General features: G+C 66.6%; 6 protein-coding genes and 1 pseudogene. 6 read left to right on the top strand and 1 reads right to left on the bottom strand.

Features of this window, described 5'->3' with window-relative positions:
- Nucleotides 1-8 precede the first annotated feature (8 nt).
- Nucleotides 9-4145 carry a CheR family methyltransferase gene (locus AC6H0N_RS09995; RefSeq protein ID WP_497573946.1) on the bottom strand — a complete coding sequence of 1379 codons (4137 nt, stop codon included), beginning with the start codon at nucleotides 4143-4145 and terminating at the stop codon, nucleotides 9-11.
- A gap of 290 nt (nucleotides 4146-4435) precedes the next feature.
- Here AC6H0N_RS09995 and AC6H0N_RS09990 point away from each other — a divergent pair.
- From AC6H0N_RS09990 to AC6H0N_RS09965, 6 genes and pseudogenes are all read left to right on the top strand, one after another.
- A pseudogene (locus AC6H0N_RS09990) lies at nucleotides 4436-4570 on the top strand (excisionase); the annotation flags it as partial.
- Nucleotides 4571-4592: 22 nt separating this feature from the next.
- Nucleotides 4593-6128, top strand: a complete 1536-nt coding sequence (locus AC6H0N_RS09985; protein WP_497573945.1) for a FecR family protein — start codon at nucleotides 4593-4595, stop codon at nucleotides 6126-6128.
- A gap of 20 nt (nucleotides 6129-6148) precedes the next feature.
- Nucleotides 6149-8083, top strand: coding sequence for a CHASE2 domain-containing protein (locus tag AC6H0N_RS09980; protein WP_497573944.1), 1935 nt, complete (start codon nucleotides 6149-6151; stop codon nucleotides 8081-8083).
- Nucleotides 8084-8140: 57 nt separating this feature from the next.
- On the top strand, nucleotides 8141-8860 hold the full coding sequence (locus AC6H0N_RS09975) for a response regulator transcription factor (RefSeq protein WP_497573943.1): 720 nt from the start codon (nucleotides 8141-8143) through the stop codon (nucleotides 8858-8860).
- Nucleotides 8861-9269: 409 nt separating this feature from the next.
- Entirely contained in the window at nucleotides 9270-16910 is a 7641-nt protein-coding gene (locus AC6H0N_RS09970) for a DUF7933 domain-containing protein (RefSeq protein ID WP_497573942.1), read from the top strand.
- Entirely contained in the window at nucleotides 16907-21094 is a 4188-nt protein-coding gene (locus AC6H0N_RS09965; RefSeq protein WP_497573941.1) for an OmpA family protein, read from the top strand. The genes AC6H0N_RS09970 and AC6H0N_RS09965 overlap by 4 nt, the downstream gene beginning before the upstream one ends.
- Nucleotides 21095-21194 lie beyond the last annotated feature (100 nt).

Here is a 21194-nt window from a genome sequence, read left to right as displayed (position 1 = left end):
CCTTGCGCTCAGTGCACACACTGCAGGACAGCGGCGAGCAGCGTGTCCATGTCCACCGGTTTGCGCAGGTGCAGCGTGAATCCGGCCGCCTTGGCCTTGGCCACGTCCTGCGCGCTGCCGTAGCCGGTCAGTGCAATCGCCGGCGTGTTTTCGTTCAGGGTGCTGGCGCGCAGCGCGCGCATCATGGTGTGCCCGTCCATGCCGCTCATGCCGATATCAGACACGATGACGTCGAAACGCTGGTCGCCAGCAAGCTCGATGGCGTCGTTGCCGCTGCTTGCGGTGGCGATCTCGGCGCCTTCGTCGCCCAACAGCAAGCGCATTGCCTCTAGCGTATCCGTCGAGTCTTCGACCAACAGCACCTTCACGGATTTCAGACGGCCGCCGGCTGCAGCTCCTTGAGACTGATCCAGCTGCGTTTCCGTCTCCAGGCAGATCGGCAGCCAGACGGTAAACCGCGCGCCGCGGCCGATGCCTTCCGAGAACGCCTCGATCTTTCCGCCATGCGCTTCCACCAATTGGTGGACCAGAGCCAGTCCGATACCCAGGCCATGCTGCGAGCGATGGGCGTGCTGGACGTCGGCCTGACCGAACATCTCGAACACCCGTGGCAGGAAATCTTCCGAGATGCCTTCGCCGGTGTCGGTCACGTCGACGCGGGCGAGGTCGCCTTCACGTCGCAGCCGGAGCATGATCAGGCCCCCGCCGGCGGTGAATTTGCCGGCGTTGTTGAGCAGGTTCCAGATGATCTGTTCGAGCCGGGTCGGATCTGCGCTGACGTAGAGCGGCTCCTCGGCGAAATCCTTCTCGAACACGATCTCGTCTTGCTGCACGGAGGGGCCGAACGTATGCGCCACCCCTTCGAGCACGTCCTGCAGCAGCAGCGCCGTGAAGTTGAGCTTCAGCTTGCCGGTGCGCACGCGCGTCATGTCCATCAGATCGTCGATGATGCGCGACTGGTTGCGCACCGCGTTCTGGATGGCGGCTGCGGCCTTTGTGAGGTTTCCGCTGGCACGCGCCGCCGGGGTTCGGGAGATGAGTTCGGTATTGAGCTGAATGAGGTTGAGCGGGTGCTTGAGCTCATGCGACAGCACCGCAAAAAACTGGTCCTTCTGCTGGCTTGAGGCCTGCACCGTTTCCAGCTCGTTCTGCTGGGCGGTGGTGCGCTGCTGCTGTTCGGTGACGTCACGCGCGATCTTGGCGAAGCCGATCAGTTTGCCGTCGATCAGCGGGTTCACCAGCCCGCTGCAGAAGATGTTCGTGCCGTCCTTGTGACGGTGCCAGCGTTCGTCCGATGCGCTGCCGAGTTCCAGCGCACGCTTGCGTTCCGCGTCGGCGACGCCCAGTTCGCGGTCCTCGGGGGTGAACAGCATGTCGACGGGCTGGCCCAGGGCTTCTTCCTCGCTGTAGCCAAATATGCCTTCTGCGGCGGGGTTCCAGCTGGTGATCAGCCCTTCGCAGTCGGTCGTGATGATGGCGTAGCCCTTGGTGCTCTGGGCGAGCAGCTTGAGGTGCGCTTCGCCGGCACGCATGCGCTCCTCGGCATGGCGCCGTTCGGTGATGTCCAGGAAGGTCAACACCGCCCCCTGGATGCGGTCATCGACGGTGCGGTAGGGTAGCAGGCGGGCCAGATACAGGCGTCCGTCGTCGCGCCTGACTTCGCGTTCGACCAGGTGCAGGTGCTCGAACACGCTGTCGATGTCCGTGCGCAACTGCGCGTAGCTGAGGCGATGGGTAATGTCGAGCAGGCTGCGCCCGGCGTCTTCGCCGATGACATTGAAGAGGTCGCGCGCGCGCGGCGTAAACCACTTGATGCGCATTTCCCGGTCGATGAACATCGTGGCGATGTCGGTCGAGGCTATGAGGTTCTGCAGGTCGTCGTTGATCTTGCTGGTCTCGTCGACCTTGACCTTGAGCTCGGCGTTGACGGTCAGCAACTCCTCATTGATCGACTGCAATTCTTCCTTGCTCGTTTCCAGCTCTTCGGTGGCCGAGCGCAGCTCCTCGTTGATGGCCTGCAGTTCTTCGTTGGACGCGCGCAGTTCCTCCGAGGAGGTTTCGGAATGCTCGATCGTCAGTTGCAGCTGTTCCTTGGTGCGCTGCAATTCGTCCTCGAGCTGCACGAGTACGCTGTCCTTCGCCTGGCGGTGCTCCGGTGCGGCGTTTTCGTCGAGGCTGTCGTCGACCTCGTCGAACAGCACGAGCATGAAGTCGGTGCGGGCCTCTTCGTCACGGAACGGGCGCACCACCATATTGACGAAAGCCACGCGGTCTTCATGCTGCAGGCGCACGCGGCGTGCCTCCACGCTCTTGCGGGTGTGCCCGGCCTGGTACAGCGCCGTGCGCAGTTCGAGGCGCAATTCCGGATGCACCAGCGTCGTCAGGTTCAGCGACGGCTCGCCGCCGACGTAACGCAGGTAACGCCCGGCGCGCTCCGACATGTGCACGATGTCGCCGTGGGCATTGACGATGACGCTGGGCGGCGCGTACTGCTCAAGCACGCGTTGATGGACCTCGGCGAACGAGAAGCGCCGCGCTCGTGCGCGCTGCTCGTCGGACGCCTTGATGGACGGCACGCCCCCGCCATTGGGAATCAGGGTGGGTGCTCGGCGCCCAAGCGCTGCCGTCGTTTCACGCGCGCGGTAAATGCGGTTCTTCTTGTCGACCGGGGTGAACAGCTGCGCGCAGGCGTCCGGTGTTTCGGACGAGCCGAGAAACAGATAACCGCCGGGTTTGAGCGCGAAATGGAAAATGCGCAGCACCTCGCTCTGGATATCGCGGTCGAGGTAGATCAGCAAATTGCGGCAGGAAATCATGTCCAGCCGGGAAAACGGCGGGTCGCGCAGCACGTTGTGGCGGGCGAACAGAATGCGCTCGCGCAACTCCTTGCGCACACGGTAGTGGATGCCGTCCTGGGCGAAGAAATGGCGCAGTCGCGTCGGCGGTACGTCGGTGACGATGGCGGCCGGATACTGGCCCGCGCGCCCTGATTCCAAAGCGGCTTCGTCGATGTCCGTGGCAAAGACATGCAGACGTGTGCGAGGGCAGTGCGCCTCGGCATGCTCGGTCAGCAGCATGGCCAGCGAATAGGCTTCCTCGCCGGTCGAGCAGCCGGCAGACCAAACCCGCACTTCACGCTCATCTTCCTGCGCCGCGCAGTGCTCGAAGAGCTGCGGGATGACCTCGCGCTCAAGCGCCTCGAAGGCGTCGCGGTCGCGGAAGAAGTTGGTGACGCCAATCAGCATGTCGGCGAGCAGCGCCGGCGTTTCCGCGTTGTGCTCGCGCAGGTAGGCCGCGTAGGTGGCCATGTCGCTCAGCGCGTTGACCTGCATGCGGCGCTCGATGCGGCGCAGCACCGTGGCCTGCTTGTAGTGCTTGAAATCGTGGCCGGTGCGCGACCGCAGCACGGTGAGGATGTCACGCAGGGCCAGTTCGGCCGTCTTGGCAAGCGGTTCGTCGCTGCGCGTAACGTCGGCGGCAATGTCTCCCGCGACATCCGGCCGCTGGGTCGTCAATACCTCAAAATTGCGGGCGAGTTCGACCAGGCGTTCGCCGATATCCACGACCGGCAGCACGATATCGACGGCGCCGGTTTCGATGGCGCTGCGCGGCATCGAATCGTATTCGGCATCCTCGGGGCTCTGCGCAATGGTGACGCCACCCTGTTCCTTGATGCGCGCCAGCCCGACGGCGCCGTCCGAGCCCGATCCCGAGAGCACGATGCCGATGGCGTGGGTGTCGTGCACGTCGGCGAGTGCGCGGAAAAACAGATCGATGGACACCTGTGGGCCGCCCGCACGCTCGGGTTCGACGAGCCGCAGATAACCGTCGCTCATCGACAGGTCCTTGCCCGGCGGAATGACGTAGATGTTGTCGCGCTCGAGCGGAACGGGTTTCGTGACCTGGCGAACCCTCATTGATGTCGCGCCCTGAAGGATCTGATCCGCGCTGCTTTCGTGCTTGGGCGACAGATGCATGATCACGACGAAGGCCATGCCGGGGGAACTCGGCATGTGCTCGAACAGCGAAATCAGGGCCTTCAGGCCACCGGCAGAGGCGCCGATGCCGACCACCGGAAAGTTGAGGTGACTGCGCGCAGCGTTGTCGTTGTTGTCGGGCACAGGGGCGTTCGGGGTACTGGACATCGTCGTCTCGACTGGGAGCATTCCGGATTGACGCATGCAATTCGGGGGCCCGGATCGGCATTTTCCGCTCACGAGCAATGGGGGCGGAGGCGAGCAAGGATGATAAGCCTTTTGAGGCCATGCCCCAAAAATCGGGCCGTCGCGGAGAGCGTGCAAATATGGCAGGGCGCTGTGCCCGGGCAGGTAACTCCTGCCCCCGCCCGCAGACCGTCCGGTTGCAAGGAATGAGGCGTTTCCCCGCAACTACTGCGCGCCTTCGTGCGTTTTGGTGAGTTAACGGCGAGGGCGAGTTGATACGATCGGCCGTTTATCCGCGGCCAGTCGATCCCGGCAGGCCGTACCTCATTTTGCGAGACGCCGGTCGTGATGCGATTGATCCGTTGCCTGTCGTTCCCTGTTGCTTTGGCCTGGTGTGCCGTGTGCGCCGCAGGCGACTGGGAATACGTCGTGAAACCGGGCGATACGCTGATCGGGATCGCCGATCAGTATCTGCAGCGCCAGCACGACTGGCCCAAGCTGCAGGCCGTGAACCGGGTGCCCGACCCCAAGCGTCTGATGCCCGGCGAGTCCATCCGCATCCCGCTGCATCTGCTGCGGCTGGAGGCTGCCTCGGCCACGGTGATTCACGTGCGCGGCAGCGTCAGACGCGTCCGCGGCTCGCTTTCCAGCGAGGTCGTGGTGGGCGACATCCTGAGGTCGGGCGAAGAGCTGCATACCGACGGTGACAGCAACGTCAGCCTGCGTTTTGTCGACGGTTCCCGTCTGCTCGTGTCGGAGCGCAGCCGCCTGGTGTTCACGAAGCTCAACCGCTATCGCGGCACGGGCATGGCAGAGACGGTCATCCGGCTCGATGAAGGCGATCTGGAGAACCGCGTCGAGGCGCAGCGCGCGCCGGCCGGCCAGTACCGTATCGAAAGTGAAGCGCTCAATCTCGGCGTGCGCGGCACGCGCTTCAGGGCGGAAGTTGCGGCCGACGGCACGGCGCGCAGCGGCGTGCTGCAGGGCCGGGTTGCCGCGACCGGTGAGCGGGCGGCGCGGCCAGTGGTGCTGGCTGCCGGCTTCGGTACGCTGGCGCGGCGCGGGGAGGCGCCCGCCGCGCCGATCAAACTGGCGCCGGGCCCGGATCTGACCGGCCTGCCGGGCAAGATCGAATATCTCCCGGTGCGACTTGCATGGCCGCGCTCGCCGCTGGCGGCGCGCTGGCGCGCACAGATCTTCCCGGTCGACAACGAAGACGCGCTATTGCTGGATGCCGTGCTCGACGAGCCGACGACGAGCTGGACCGATCTGCCCGACGGACTTTACCGGCTGCGCGTGCGCGCCGTGATGGACAACGGTCTGGAAGGTCTCGAAAGCCTGCACGACTTCGAACTGGCCGCCCGGCCTGAGGCTCCGCTGGCGCTGGCGCCGCAGGCCGGCCAGCGGGTGCGCGGTGACAGCGTGACCATGCGCTGGGCACAGCCGCACGGCGTCGCCGGCTACCGCCTGCAGCTTGCCGCGAACGCGGAGTTCGATCCGCTGCTGGTCGACCTGCCGGCGCTGAGCAAGACCGAGGCACGCATCGACCTGCCGCCGGGCGACTATTTCTGGCGCCTCGCCAGCATCGACGGCAAGGGTCATCAGGGGCCGGTCGGCCCCACGCATGTGTTCAGCCAGAGGTTGTTGCCGGAAGGCCCGGCGCTCGGGGCGACAGAAGTGATCGAGGACGCCACGGTGCTGCAATGGCACGCCAGCGAAGCCGGGCTGACGTGGCGGGTGCAGGTGGCGCGCGATGCCGATTTTGCAGACGTGATTGCCGATGAACAGGTGAGCGACCCGCGCTTCCGCCTGGAGGCTGGCGCAGAGCGCGTGGTGCACGTGCGGGTGCAGGCCATTGATCAGGACGGCGTGGCCGGGCCCTTTGGCGTGCCGCAGCAGATCGAACTGCCGTCCGATGCCGGCCACTGGTGGCTGTTGATCCTGCCGATGTTGCTGGTGCTCTGAACATGCAGGCAGCACGGGCGATGCGACCCTGGCTGAGGCACGTGCTCGAAAGCCCGCTGTTGATGCTGACCGTGCCCTTGCTGGTGGTGGTGCTGGCGGCAAACAGCGCGTTCTTCTCGCGTGTTGAAGGCTGGCTGCAGGATTCCGTGCATGAGCTGGTGGTGCCCGCCCGGTCCTTTGATGACGTGCTGCTGATTGCCATCGACGATGCGTCGCTGGCCGAGCTGAAGCCCTACCTCGGGACCTGGCCATATCGCCGCAGCGTCTATGCACTGCTGCTCGACTACCTGGGCGAGCAGCAGGTGCGCAGCGTGTTCTTCAACATCCTGTATGCCGATGCGCGCGAAGGGGACGAGGTGTTTGCCGCCGCACTGGCGCGTCACCCCGAGGCCGTGCTGGGGGCCGCTGCGCTGCGCGACCGGGCCCGCCTGGACGCAGCGCCCGCTGTGCCCGAGGGCGTGCTCTGGCGTCAGCCCGGCTTGCCGCTTCCAGCCATGACCTGGGGCGCGGTCGCCCTGCCGGCGCCGATGCTGCAGGGGGGAAATAGCGTGCCGCGCGTGGGTGTGCTGTCCGTCGAATATGACCCGGATGGCGTGCTGCGCAGTGTGCCCTTGCTGCACCGGGTCGGCGCCGGCTACCTGCCGTCGGCCGTGCTCGCGACCTTGCAGGACGATGCCGCGCAGCCGCTGCTCGAACGCGCCGCGGATGGTCTGCTTGTGAACGGTAAGCATTGGCCGGTGGCGGAGGACGGGTCGATCAGGCTGCTGTTCCCGCCCAACGTCGAGGCCGTGCCGTTGTTGCCGTTCTCGGCGCTGGTGAAAGCCGCGCTCGGCAAGCCCGGTCATGCTATCGATGCGGATCGTTTGCGTGGCAAGACGGTGTTCGTCGGCCAGACCGCGCTGTTTGCGGACCGCGTGACAACGCCGCGCGGCGTGATCAGCGGAACACAGTTCTGGGCGCTGGCGCACGGCGCGTTGCACGACGGACAGTATCTGGCCCCGCCTTCGGTGGCCTGGAACGGCACCTTGCTGGCCTGCGGCCTGCTGCCGTTCGCGCTGGTGCTGGTGTGCCGCGAATCATCGCGCCGACGCTGGATATGTGTACTCGGCGGCGCAGCGTCGGCGTGCGCGCTGGTCGTCGGCTTGCATCTGGCGCTGTTGAGCGCACAGCAGGCCAGCTGGCTGGCCTTGCCGCTGCTGGTCGTGTTCATGGCCTCATTGCTGACGATGTATGGCCTGCTCCACCACCGCGTGCGTCAGGCGGTGGCGGTCGAGCTGGAAAGCGAGCAGCAGCGCCAGCTGCTCGGGCTGGTGTCGCACGAACTCAAGTCGCCGCTGGCGGCGATTGATCTCACCTTGCAGAACCTGGCGCGTCTGGATGGCGTGCCGCCCGAAATCCACGCCCGCCATCAGCGGCTGCACCGGGCCAGCCGGCGTCTGCAGGGTTTGATCGACGAGTATCTGAATGCCGATCGGCTGGCGGGCAGCGACCCCGTTGCCGCCGGCGAGCGCTTTGATCTGCGCGCCGTGGTCGAAGAGGCCGTCAGGTTGAGTGCCGACATGGCGGGGCGGCCGAACATCGCAACGGTGCTGCCGTCGCTGCCGGCAATGATGCGCGGAGACCGCAAGTACATGCTGACCGCGCTGAGCAATCTGATCGACAACGCCGTCAAGTATTCGCCGCCGAATGCGCCCGTCAGCGTTGCGCTTGCCGGCGATGGCCGCGACTGGTCGCTAAGCGTGCGTGATGAGGGCTGCGGCATCTCCGAGCACGATCAGGCGCATGTTTTTGAACCCTATTACCGGGCCGAGGGCGTCCAGCAACCCGGCAACGGGCTGGGTCTGGCCCTGGTGCGCCAGATCGTCACGGCGCACGGCGGCAAGGTCGCGGTAAGGAGTTTGCCGGGGCAGGGCGCGAGTTTTGTAATGCACATTCCGATGGATGGGAAGTCTTGATATGGTCCGGCTATGAGTTCAGACGAGTATTCATTTGCGGGTGAGGAAGAGGATTTGATGTCCACATCCAGGCCGGGAGATGGCGTCAGCGTATGCGTCGTGGAGGACGACGAGGATCTGCGCGAAGAACTGGTTGCCGGGCTCGGCGACTTCGGTTTCGAGGTGCGCGGCTTCCCCGATTCGACGGGTCTGTACCGCGGTCTGCTGGTCGGGCCGTGCGACATCGTTGTGCTCGATGTGGGCTTGCCGCACGAGGACGGCTTTGCCGTGGCCGCCTCGCTGCGCGAGATCCGTGACATGGGCATCGTCTTCTTCACCGGCCGCGGCTCTACCGAGGACCGCGTGCGCGGCCTCATGCAGGGCGGCGACGCCTATCTCGTCAAACCGGTCGACCTGCGCGAACTGGTGGCCACGCTGGTCAGCGTGCGCCGTCGCATGGCGGCCGTGGCGGTGTCGGCGGTGGGTGAGGAGCCGTCCACCGACGCCGCGGTGGGCTGGACGTTGGCGCCGGACGGCTGGTCCTTGCTGGCGCCGCGCAGCGTAGTCGTGCCGCTGACCTCGCTTGAGCGCAGCCTGCTGCAGTATCTGTTCGAGCGGCCGGGCGAAGTGGCCTCGCGTGAAAGCCTGATCCAGGCGCTCGGGCATCGGCTCGACTACTACGACAACCATCGCCTGGACGTGCTGGTCAGCCGCTTGCGTCGCAAGGTGAAACGCGAGGCGGGCAGCGAGTTGCCGCTGCGGGCCGTGCGCGGGCACGGTTTCATCCTCTCGCTGTAGGGGGCGGCCGCTCGGAAGGGGTGTTTCCGCCACCCTTTTCACCCTTGGCAGAGGGCACTTCTGTCGTCTTCGTGCGACAGCAGTTCAATGTTTTTTCAGCGCTAAACGGGCTTTTCGTGGCCGTTTTCACGCCCCTTTGTGAGGCGGGTGAGAGGAAGGAGAGCTTTGGCCAGTTATCGACGGTGAACGTGACCCATCGGGGTAGCACGAGTTCATAAACTCCGCGCTGCTTCCGGGGGGTCCATCGCTTTCGCCGTATGCGGATTGAGAGCAGCGTGGAACGCCATCGGACGCCGTGACCCAGGTCACGGCGTTTTTGTTTTCTCACGCCATGCGAGCCGCCATGAGACACGACTGCCCAACGTCCCTGAGTTCCATCAGGAACCTTGCCCCGCCCCGAGCCACCGCGATGTGGCGAGGGCTTACGGCCGCGCTGCGTGGCAAGGTGCCGGCGCTGCTGCTGGCCTCGACCCTGGGCTTGTCCGCGTCGGCTGCGCTGGCAGAAGTGTCACTGACCACGGCCTACACAAATTCATCCACCGCCTACTTCGGTGACGTGCGCACGCTGCGCATCACGGTCACCAACTCGGCGGAGATCACCGTCACCGACGGTGCCTTGACGGTTCCGGGCGGCAGCTTCGTGCTGCCGCCGGAGTTCGAGATTGCGGCGCTGCCCAATGCGCAGAGCACCTGCGGCGCGGCGGTAGTGGTGGCCAGCGGGCGCAACGTCGAGTTCAGCGACGCCACCATCCCGGCGGCCAGTGCGGGCACCAACGGCACGTGCTCGGTCGAGGTGGATGTGCGCATCGCGGTCAACCCCGGGTCGACCACTTCCTACACCTCGGCGGTGAATGCCGGCTGGTTCACCGGCGACGAAGATGGCACGCCGGTAAGCAACGCCGGCAACGCCGAGATCGGCCTGACGGTTGGTCCGCTCGGCACGCTGTCGGTGAGCAAGAGCTTCAACCCGACGACCATCCGGATGGGCGACACCAGCGCCATCAGCATCACCGTCAGCAACCCTGGCGCCAGACCCCGCGCCACAACCATCACCGGTCTGGCGGAAAATCTGCCGGCCAACGTCACGGCAACCGGCACGGCGACCGGCGGCACCTGCGGTGCGGGTACGGCAGACGGCACCACGGGCAACGTGGCGATCACGCTGGATGCAGAACGCACGCTGAACCCCGGCGAGTCGTGCACGGTGACCTGGGAAGTGCGCGGCAACGCCGCCAACGGCAACACCTCGAGCAACACCAATACGGTGCCGGCCAACTCGGTGGCCAACAGCCGCAACATGGGCCACAGCGCCGCTACGGCTGGCATCACCGTGCAGTCGCCGGTGACGCTCGGCAAGAACTTCGAGTACGACAGCGTGCGGCCCGATGAGCCGGTGCGCATGACCATCACGCTGCCGAACCGCTCGGACAACGATGCCAGCGTCAGCTTCACCGACAACCTGCCCGCGGGCATGGTGGTGTCCACGCCCAACGGCCTGAGCGTGCAGGAATGCGGCGCGGGTGTTGTGACGGCTGACTCCGGCACGAGCACCGTCAGCCTCGCCGGCGGCACTGCGCTGGCCAACACCACCTCGACCGGCACGCGCTGCACGGTGCAGGTGGATGTGCAGGCCGCCGGTCCGAACACCAATGCCGGCAACATCGTTCCCTACACCAACACCATCGCGCATGCCGACTGGTCGCAGACGCTGCCAGACGTCGGCCTGATTTCGGGCCAGACCGGATCGGCCAGCGACGACGTCACGGTGTTCAACGAATTCACCGTGCACAAGACCTTCGTCGGCCCGCAAGGCGAGCCGCTGAACTCGGTCGGCCCGGTGCCGGGCGATCTGGTGCGCTTCCGCGTGGCCTTGCGCAACTATTCGGCGGCTGTCGTCAGCGGCGTGAGCGTGACCGACGTGCTGCCGCAGACCGGCGGTGCGCAGCTGCGCGTGGCCACCAGTGCCACCCTCGGCGGAACCGATCCGCTGACCACTTGCGGCGGATCGCCGGCTTACCCGGCCGATGGTGCAACGACCGCCGTGTTTTCGGGCCTCACCGTGCCGGCCGGCAGCGGCGCGCAGAACGGCTCGTGCTACGTCGAATTTCATGCGCTGGTCCCGGCCAACTGGCCGGCTGGCGCGAGCATCAGCAACGACCTAAGCACCCAGCCCAATGCCGGCATTGACTGCACCTCAGGCGACTGCACGGTGCAGGTCGGCGGGCAGAACCAGTCGGTGCTCGTGGCCTCGGCCGTCAGCGCCCAGCATCTGCGCGTTGCCAAGGGCTTCTCGCCGAGCCCGGCCACGCAGGGTCAGGCCTCGGTGCTGACCATCACCTTGTTCAACAACGGCTTCTGGGATCTGGAGTCCGTTGGCGTCATCGACGCGCTGCCGCAGGACACCGACGGCGGCACCGGTCAGCTGGTCGTCGCGCCCTTGCCGGGCGCCGCCACGACCTGCAGCGGCACGCCGGTGTATGCCTATCTCGACGGGCGCACGGAATTCCGCGTCAGCGGCCTCACCGTTCCGGCGCGCGGCTCGTGCCGGGTGTCGGTGAACGTGGTCGGCGCCCTGGCCGGCAGCTACCCCAACGTGATCCCGCCCGAGAACGTCGAAGCCACCGACGCCCGTGACGGCCGTGCCGTAGCGCCGACCGAGTCCGCCGAAGCCACGCTGGTGGTGACCCCGACCTTCGCCGTGGCCAAGAGCTTCTCGCCCGGCACCGTGGCACCGGACGGCGGCGTCTCGCGCGTGACCATCACGGTGAGCAACAACGGTGGCGCCGCGCTCACCGGCATGAGCGTGGTCGACCCGCTCGCCGGTACCGGCCTGCTGGTGGCCGAGGCGCCCGCGGCCAGCACCACCTGCGCGGGCCCGGCGGTGATCACCGCCGCACCCGGCACGACCGGAGTACGGCTGGAAGGCGCGCAGGTGCCTGCGACGACTTCGTGCACCTTCTCGTTCAACGTGGTTACCGACGGCTCGCAGGGCACCAACCCGAGCGTCAACACCTTGCCGCCGGGCGCCGTTACGGCCGATGGCGGTCTGGAAACGAATACGTCCACCACGGCGCAGCTGAGCAAGCTGGGCGGCGCCGGGCTGCCGTTCGTGCAGAAGGGCTTTGCGCCCGACACGCTGACCACGCTCGGCGAGACCTCGCTGCTGACGATCACCATCAACAACAACGAGCCGGGTGCGGTGGACCTGACCGGCGCCGGGCTGGTGGACGACATGCCGGGGGCCATCGAGGTGGCGGCGCCGCTGCAGGCCAGCACGACCTGCCCGGGCGGGGTGGTGAGCGCAGTGCCCGGCAGCAACCGTGTGGCCTTGTCGGATGCCAGCATTGCGGCCGGCAGCACGTGCGAAATCAGGGTAGGCGTGAGCCTCAACAGTACCGGTACGCATACCAACACGGTGCAGCCGGGTTGGCTGACCAACGACCAGAACGTCACCAACAGCAACACCTTCCCGGCCAACCTCGGAACGGTGGCGCGCGCCGGCGTGGACAAGTCCTTCTCGCCGGTCAGCGTTGCCTCGGGTGAGCCGTCGCTGATGACCATCCGCGTCACCAACCGTGGCGCCATCCGGCTGTCGAACCTGAGCATTGTCGATGACCTGACGCTGGTGCCGGGCCTGGTGCCGGCGAATCCGCACAACGCCAGCACCACCTGCGGCGGCGTGCTGGCAGTGACGCCGACCCGGATCGAGCTGAGCAACGGCACGGTGCAGGCCGACTCGTCCTGCGTAGTCACCGTCGAGATGACGGCCGACAGCTCCGGCACCTACGTCAACACGCTGCCGCCGGGCTCGGTGACGGTGGATGAAGTGGTGCTGATCCCGCCGGGCGATCCGGTGACCGGCACGCTGGAAGTGCGTGATCCGCTGACGGTGGCCAAGAGCTATGCCAACCCGCAACGGCTGGTGAACCAGGCCAACCGCTTGACCATCACCATCAGCAACCCGAACGACACCGCGATCACCGACGTCCGCCTCACCGACACCTATCCGCAAGGCAGCTTCAACACCACCACGCCCAACGCGGTGGCGAACTGCACCAGCGGCACGAATGGGGTCGTGACGGCCACGCCGTCGGGCAACTTCGTACGCCTCACCGGCGCAACGCTGGCGCCCAACGGAAGCTGCACCATCGCCGTGGACGTGCTGAGCAATACGCCGGGCATCTACGTCAACACCATCCCGGAATCCGCGGTGCAGAGCGCCGAGGGCGCGACCAACACCAATCCGGCGCAGGACCAGTTCGAGGTGCCCGAGCCGCCGACGCTGGGCAAGTACTTCGATCCGGTGCAGATCCCGGTGGCCGGTACCTCCACGCTGCGCATCCAGCTCGGCAACGACAACGAGTCGCCGATCACGCTCAGCGCGAACCTCGACGACGACCTGCCGCAAACGCCGGGCTCGATGACCGCAACCGGCATCAACGTCGGGGCCACCACCTGCACGATGGGCTCGATTTCGCTGCTCGATTCCGGTGCCGGCGCCAACACGCGCATCCGTTACGCCAGCGGCGCCGCGATCCCGGTTGGTGGTTGCGTCATCGCCGTCGATGTCACGGCCAGTGCGCCGGGCCAGTACAACAACCTCATTCCCGCCGGCGAGCTGGAAACCAGCGTTGGCCCGAACCCGGAGCCGGGCACGGCCGTGCTGGCCGTGAGCACCAACCATGCCGTCACCGGCAAGGTATACATGGACGAAAACGACAACGGGATTGCCGAATCGGCTGAGCCCGGCGTTTCCGGCCAGGTCATTCAGTTGTGGGAACACGACGGCGGCCAGTACGTGCTGCGTGAGAGCACCGTCACGGACAGCCTCGGCAACTACGCTTTCCTCGAACTGCCCGACGGCCTCTACCAGGTACGTCAGCCCAACCAGCCGCCGAACACCATCAACGGCCAGACCACCGCCGGCAGCGCGGGCGGCACGGCCACTGGTGTGGCGAGCGTGCCCAGTACCATCACGGGTATTGAACTGACCGGCGCCGGCGTCACGCCGATGCTGGCGACCGCCAACAACTTTGGCGAACTGGCCTACGGCCGCATTGCCGGCAAGGCCTTTGTCGATACCAACAACGACGGCACGCAGCAAGGCACCGAGCCGCCGCTGCCGGGCGAAACCATCCGCCTGCAACGCCTTGTCGGGTCCGACTGGGTGGACGAGGCGCAGACCGTCACCGGCGCCGACGGCAGCTACGAGTTCGCCGATCTGGAGCCGGGCACCTACCGCGTGACCCAGCCGAATCAGCCCGAGGGCACGGCCAACGGCCAGACCATCGCCGGCTCCGGCAGCACGACGCCGGGCGTTCCGAGCAACCCGAACACGCCCGACGTGAAGAGCCAGATCGAAGGCATCGTGCTGGGCTCGGGCGAGTCTTCGGTCGGCAATGACTTTGCCGAGATGGCCGCCACCCGCAGCGTGACCGGCCGCGTCTTCCTCGACTACGACGGCAACGATCTGCTCAACGGTGTGGACCACGGCATCGGCGGCCTGCCGGTGACGCTGACCGGCAACGACATCAACGGCAATCCGGTTTCGCTGAACACCACCACCAACCCCGATGGCAGCTACGCCTTCACCGGCGTGCCCGAAGGCAACAACTACACCATCACCCAGCCGGGTCAGCCGGACGGTGCCAGCAACAAGAATCCGGTCGCCGGCACCACCGGTGGTTCGCCCGCCCACAACGCGACGTCGAGCGAGCTGACCGGCGTGGATCTCTCGGGCACCAACCGCGTTTCGGGCGAGAACAACTTCCCGAAAGTGCCGGATAACGAAGCGCCCGACCTGACCATTGCCAAGTCGCACTCGCCCGCCACGTTCGGCGCTGGCTCGACCACCGGCTTCTACACCATCCAGCCGGGCAACATCGGTCTGGCGGATACCAGCGGTGTGATCACCATCGTCGACACGCTGCCCGGTGGCATCACCGCCTTGGGTGTGCCGAGCGGCAATGGCTGGGATTGCGGTGTTTCGGGCCAGATCGTGAGCTGCACCACGGCGGCAGTGATTGCGGCCGGCACCTCGGGCGAGCCGATCACGCTGCGTGTCGAGGTGGCCGAGTCGGTGCTGGATCAGATGCTGCTCAACACCGTCACGATTTCCGGCGGCAACGAGCCGCCCGACTTCACCAGCAACAACACGGCCGAAGACCCGACCGAGGTGCTGAACCGCTCGTCGGTGGCCGGCAAGGTCTGGCGCGACGTCAATCACGACCGGGTTTTCGACTCGGGCGAGCCGCGCGTGCCGGACTGGACCGTCGAACTGTGGCTCAACGGCGTACAGGTGGCCACCACCACGACCGATGAGCAGGGCGAGTACATCTTCAACAACCTGGCGCCGGGCAGTGGCTACGACATCCGTTTCCGCGAGCCGAGTACCGGCATGGTGTTCGGGCGTCCGGTGCCCAATGAGCGCGGTGTGGACTACACGCCGGGGGCCGTCGATCCGTCGGCCAACCCGGGCGGCGCCGACAACGGCGGTGGAACGCTGAACGAGCTGACGCTGGAACCCGGCGCCAACGTGGTCGAGCAAAGCCTCCCGCTCGATCCGGCCGGCGTGGTGTATGACGCCGTGACCCGTCAGCCGGTGCCGGGTGCCGTGGTGACCATCGAAGGGCCGGGCGCCTTCAATCCGGCCGACCATCTGGTCGGCGGTGAGGCCGGCCAGAACTTCACCACCGGCGTCACGGGCTTCTACCAGTTCCTGCTCACGCCGAGTGCGCCGGCTGGCGTCTATACGCTGACCGTGACCGTGCCGCCGGCGTATGTGCCGGGCGTATCGACGATGATTCCGGCGTGCGCCAACACGCCGTCGGTCGGCGCTGTGCCGTCGCCCGCACTGGTGACGCTGTCCAACGAGGCGCCGTCGTCGGGCACCACGCAGCACGAACCGCTGACCTGCGAAGCGGCGATCTCGGGTACGGCGACCACGACGCAGTACTACCTGACGTTCAACCTGACGCCGGGTACCTCGGCCGACGTGCTGAACAACCACATTCCGCTCGATCCGGTGCTCGAAGGCGCCATCCGCATCGTCAAGACGACGCCGCTGGTGAACATCGTCAAGGGTGGTCTGGTGCCCTACACCATCACCGCAACCAACACCCTGAGCGCGACGCTGTCGGGTATCGACGTGGTCGACCAGATTCCGGCCGGTTTCCGCTATCGCAGCGGCAGCGCCAGCGTGCGCCACGGCAGCAGCAGCGTCTTCGTGCCGGCCGAGCCGCGTGCGCAGAACCGCCTGTTGCGATGGCGTGACATGAACTTCGCGGCGGGTGAGACCAAGACCTTCCGCGTGGTGCTGGTGGTCGGTGCCGGCGTGGGTGAGGGCGAGTACACCAACCTCGCCTGGGCCATGAACCAGCTGGTGGAAGAGCGTGTGTCCAACGTCGGTTCGGCGCTGGTGCGGGTCATTCCCGATCCGGTGTTCGACTGCTCCGACATCATCGGCAAGGTCTTCGACGACCGCAACGCCAACGGCTACCAGGACGAAGGCGAGCCGGGCATCCCGAACGTGCGCGTGGTCACGGCGCGTGGCCTGCTGGTCACGGCTGATGCCGATGGCCGCTTCCACGTCTCGTGCGCAGTGATTCCGCAGCGTGATCGCGGCAGCAACTTCGTCATGAAGCTCGACGAACGCACGCTGCCGTCCGGCTACCGCATCACCACCGAGAACCCGCGTTCCGTGCGGGCCACGCGCGGCAAGCTCACCAAGCTCAATTTCGGCGCCACGGTGCACAAGGTGTTCCGCATCGAGGTCGATCAGCGCGCCTTCGGCGAGGGCGATGTGCTCGCGCCGGACTGGGCCGGGAAGCTCAAGGGCTTGATGCCGGCGCTGTCTGCGCAACCCGCAGTGGCCCGTCTGGCCTATCGCGTGACCGCGGGAGAAGACCTGGACGTGGTGAACAAGCGACTCGACGGCCTGCGCAGCACGCTGACCGAGGCTTACCGCGAGCAGGAGGACGACGGCCCACCCCTGATTGTTGAAACGGAACTCATCGATGTCGCGAACAGCGCGCAAGGAGAGCGGAAATGAAGGCGCATCGCGTACATCGTGCCATGCCGTACAAACTGACCGTGGTGGCCACCCTGGCGGCGCTGTCGGCCTGGCCGGCCATGGGAATCTCGGCGCAGGACAGCGCGCAGGAGCCTGAAGGCAAGCGCATCGATAACCGGCGTGTCGAGCCGCGCGGCGTCACCTCGCCGGTTGAGCGGCAGAGTGAAGTGATGTGGCCGCTGCCGTCTGGCGTGACGCGCAGCGACCTGGCGGCGATGCGCGCCGCCGCTGCACCCGAGCAGCCCCCGCAGCAACAATTGCAGCTTGACGAAGAGCGTGGCGCGGCGGCGTTCAGTTCCGGCGATGCCGAGCTGACGGCTGAAGCGCGCGCCGTGCTCGACGGCCTGCTGCGCGATCTGCGCGGCAAGGTGAACATTCGTCTGGCTGTGGCTGGCCATACCGACAGCCAGCGTCTGTCGCCGCGGGCGCGTGAGCGCTTCGGCAGCAATCAGGGCTTGTCCGAGGCGCGTGCGCTGGCAGTGGCCGAGTACTTGCGCGCCGAGCTTGGGCTACCGGCCGAGGCCGTCAGCCTGGCCGGCTTCGGGCCCGACCGTCCGCTGGCCGACAACGCCACGCCCGAGGGCATGGCGCGCAACCGGCGCGTCGAGATTTCCGCGTGGTACGCCGACCCCCTCGCTGCACAGGCGCCCGATGAGGTGCGGAGCTGCGCGGCAGTCGGCCCGATCGACGTGCCGTTCCGCGTGACGGTCGACGGTGAGCCGATGAGTCTCGACGGCGAGCGCGGCGGCATGAGCGAGGCGGATCGCCAGCGTTGCACCGACGTCGCGCTGGCGCAGGCCGACATCCAGATCAAGTACGACGATCTGGCCGCGCGCCCGTCGCTCAACGTGTGGGTCGAAGAGGATGTGGCCGAGCGGGGCAGCACGGTGCATTTCCGTGGCTACGCCAACTACGTGGCGTGGATCGAGCGCGCCGAAGTGCGTGTGTTCCGCGCCGGCGAAGCGCCCGACGGCAAACCCAAGGTCGTGCTGCCGCTCGGCTGGGAAGAGCCGCTGGCATGGTCGGTGCCGCTGCGCGACGAAGACGGCGCAATTTTCCCGTCCGGTGACCTGCGCGATGGCGACTACCAGTATGTGCTGCGCGTCTATGACAGCGCCGGCCGTTACGACGAAACGGCGGTCAAGACGCTGACCGTTGCCTCCAAGCCGCGTCCGCTGGCTGACCGCGACGTGGAAGAACGCGAGGCGCTGACTGGCTGGGGCGAGAACGCGCTGTCGCTGCGCAACATCCCGGTGCGCGGTGGCACGGTGACGGTGAGCGGCACCCGCCTGGCCGAAGGTCAGCGCGTGCATGCGCTGGGCCTCTCGGTGCCGGTGGACCGCGAAGGGCGCTTCGTGGTGCGCCAGATCATGCCGTCCGGCCCGCATTCGGTCGAAGTGCGCGTGGATGAAGCCAACGGCGAGTCGGCACTGTTCCGCCGCAACGTCTCGATTCCGGATGACGACTGGTTCTACGTTGCCATCGGCGACCTGACGGTGGGCCGAAATGGCGTCAATCGCAGCGACAACGCCGAGCTGGTGACCGGGGACACCGACCACTATCGCAACGAAACCTATGTGGATGGCCGCGGCGCCTTCTACCTCAAGGGCAAGATCAAGGGCGAGTGGCTGCTGACCGCCGCCGCCGACACCCGCGAGCAGCCGTTCAAACACCTGTTCTCCAACTTCTCGTCGAAGGACCCGCGCTACCTGCTGCGCAACATCGACCCGGACGCCTACTACCCGGTGTACGGCGACGACAGCACGACGGTGGATGACGCGCCGACGCAGGGCAAGTTCTACGTGCGGCTCGAACGTGGTGATTCGCAGGTGATGTGGGGCAACTTCCACACCTCATGGTCGGGCAGCGAGTTGGCGCAGTATTCGCGCGGCTTGTACGGCGCCCGTGGCCGTTATGTATCCGAAGAGGCGACCAGCTTCGGCGAGCGCCGCACGCACGCTGAAGTGTTCGCGGCCGACCCGGGCACCTTGCCCGCCCGCGAGGAGTTCCGCGGCACCGGCGGCTCGCTGTACTACCTGCGCAACCAGGACATCACGGTAGGCTCCGAGCGCGCCTGGATCGAAGTACGCGACCGCGACTCCGGTCTGGTGCTCGAACGCCGCATGCTCACGGCCGGTCTGGACTACGACGTGAACTACCTGCAGGGCCGTTTGATGCTGGAAAGCCCGCTGCCCTCGACCGGCAGCGCCAGCGGTCTGGTGCAGACTTCGCCATCGTCCGGCAACCCGCTTTATCTGGTGGTCAGTTATGAATACGTGCCCGGCGTCGAGAAGGTCGATAGCCTGGCCGTCGGTCTGCGCGCCAGCCATTGGCTCAATGATCACGTGATGCTGGGGGTTACCGGCTTCCGCCAGGGCGAGGGCGAAGCCCGTCAGACCCTGCAGGGCCTCGACATCACCGTGCGCGTGGCAGCGGGTACCACGCTGAAAGCCGAGTTCGCGCGCTCGACCGGCGCGGCCGGCACGCTGACCTCGTCTGTCGATGGCGGCTTTGGCTTCCAGGACAGTCTTGCCGGCGGCAGCGACGTGTCGGCCAACGCGCGCCGTATCGAGGCGCGCATCGATCTGGCCGAGGTGACCGAAGACACCGACGGATCAGTCACCGCTTATTGGCAGGACCGCGAGGCGGGCTACAGCGGTCCGGGCCAGATATCGGTGGCGGGCGAGGCCGTGACGCAGGTCGGCGTGCGCGCCGAAGTGGACGTGACCGACACCGACCGGGTGACGGTCAAGGCCGACCAGCGTGAAGGCGACATTCAGGATCGTCACAACGTCGAGCTCGCCTGGCAGCATCGCGTGACCGAAGAATGGGCGGCGTCCATCGGCGTGCGTCAGGACGAGCGCGACAACAAGGCGCCGGGCTTGATCGCCAGCCCGACGCTGGCACAACAGGGCCGTCGCACTGACGTGATCGGTCGCGTTGATTATCAGCCGCTGGTTGAAGACGGCACGGTGGCGGATTGGGCAGCCTACGCCTACGTGCAGGGCACGGTGGCGAAGTCGGGCGAGCGCGACGACAACAACCGCGTCGGCGCGGGCGGCAGCCTGCAGGTCAATGACCGTGTGCGTCTGCGTGCCGAGGCTTCGGGCGGTGACGGCGGCCCGGGCGGCCTGCTCGGCGCCGACTACCGCATCAGCGATCGCAGCAATGCCTACCTGAACTACGTGATCGAGACCGAAGACCCGGAATACGCCTGGCGCGGTCGGCACGGCTCATGGGTAACGGGCGCGGACTATCGCGTCAGCGAAACGGCCCGGGTGTTCGGCGAGAACCGCTACACCCACGGCGCCGGCCCGCAGGGCCTGACCCACGCCTTTGGTGTGGATCTGGCGCCGACTGATCGCTGGACCATGGGCGCGACTTTCGAGACCGGGCGCATCACAGACCCGCTGGCGGGCGACTTCAAGCGTCGCGCGCTGGGGCTGTCGATCGGCTACAAGCATGACCGGGTGCGTTATGCCGGCAGTGTCGAGTTCCGCCGTGATGAGTCCGATTTTGGCGTGGGCCGCACCTGGCTGATGCGCAACTCGCTGGGCTACCAGCTTGACCCGTCGTGGCGTTTGATCGGCAAGTTCAACCTCTCGCGCAGCAGCAACAGCGGGGCCAACTTCTGGGACGGCGATTTCCACGAGATCGTGGTGGGCGCAGCCTATCGGCCGATCAACAACGACCGCTGGAACACGCTGTTCAAGTACACCAACTACCACAACGTGCCGTCCTCCGGACAGCGCTCGCCCAGTGGTGGTTCGGCCGATTACGCGCAGCGCAGCCAGGTGCTGTCGGTCGATACGGTGTGGGATTTCCGTCCGTGGTTGTCGCTGGGCGCGAAGTACGGCCTGCGCATCGGCGAACTCAAGTTCACCAACCCCGACAGCGAGTGGTTTTCGAGCCGCGCCGATCTGCTGGTGTTGCGCGCCGACTGGCATTTCGTGCGCGAATGGGATGCGGTGGTCGAGTGGCGCAAGTTGCGCGCTGAAGAAGCAGAAGATGCGCAGGCCGGCTTCCTGCTGGCGGTGTATCGCCATGTCGGCGAGCACGTCAAGGTGGGCGTGGGCTACAACTTCACCACCTACTCGGACGACCTGACGGACCTGTCTTACCGCAGCCGCGGCTGGTTCCTGAACGTGCTGGCGACGTTCTGAGCGGGGAACGTCGATCTGTCGGCTGAACGTTAGGGGCGCCGGAAGGCGCCCCTTTTTCGTCTGCTGCCTCCGTGGACGCAAACAAAAAGGCCCCTGATCG

Source organism: Pseudazoarcus sp. NS34 (assembly GCF_059703725.1).
This window is presented reverse-complemented; position numbering and strand designations above follow the sequence as displayed.

Coding starts and splice junctions, on each gene's coding strand:
- AC6H0N_RS09970 (WP_497573942.1), top strand. CDS start 9,270: ATGTGGCGAGGGCTTACGGCCGCGCTGCGTGGCAAGGTGCCGGCGCTG.
- AC6H0N_RS09995 (WP_497573946.1), bottom strand. CDS start 4,145: ATGTCCAGTACCCCGAACGCCCCTGTGCCCGACAACAACGACAACGCT.
- AC6H0N_RS09975 (WP_497573943.1), top strand. CDS start 8,141: ATGTCCACATCCAGGCCGGGAGATGGCGTCAGCGTATGCGTCGTGGAG.
- AC6H0N_RS09965 (WP_497573941.1), top strand. CDS start 16,907: ATGAAGGCGCATCGCGTACATCGTGCCATGCCGTACAAACTGACCGTG.
- AC6H0N_RS09980 (WP_497573944.1), top strand. CDS start 6,149: ATGCGACCCTGGCTGAGGCACGTGCTCGAAAGCCCGCTGTTGATGCTG.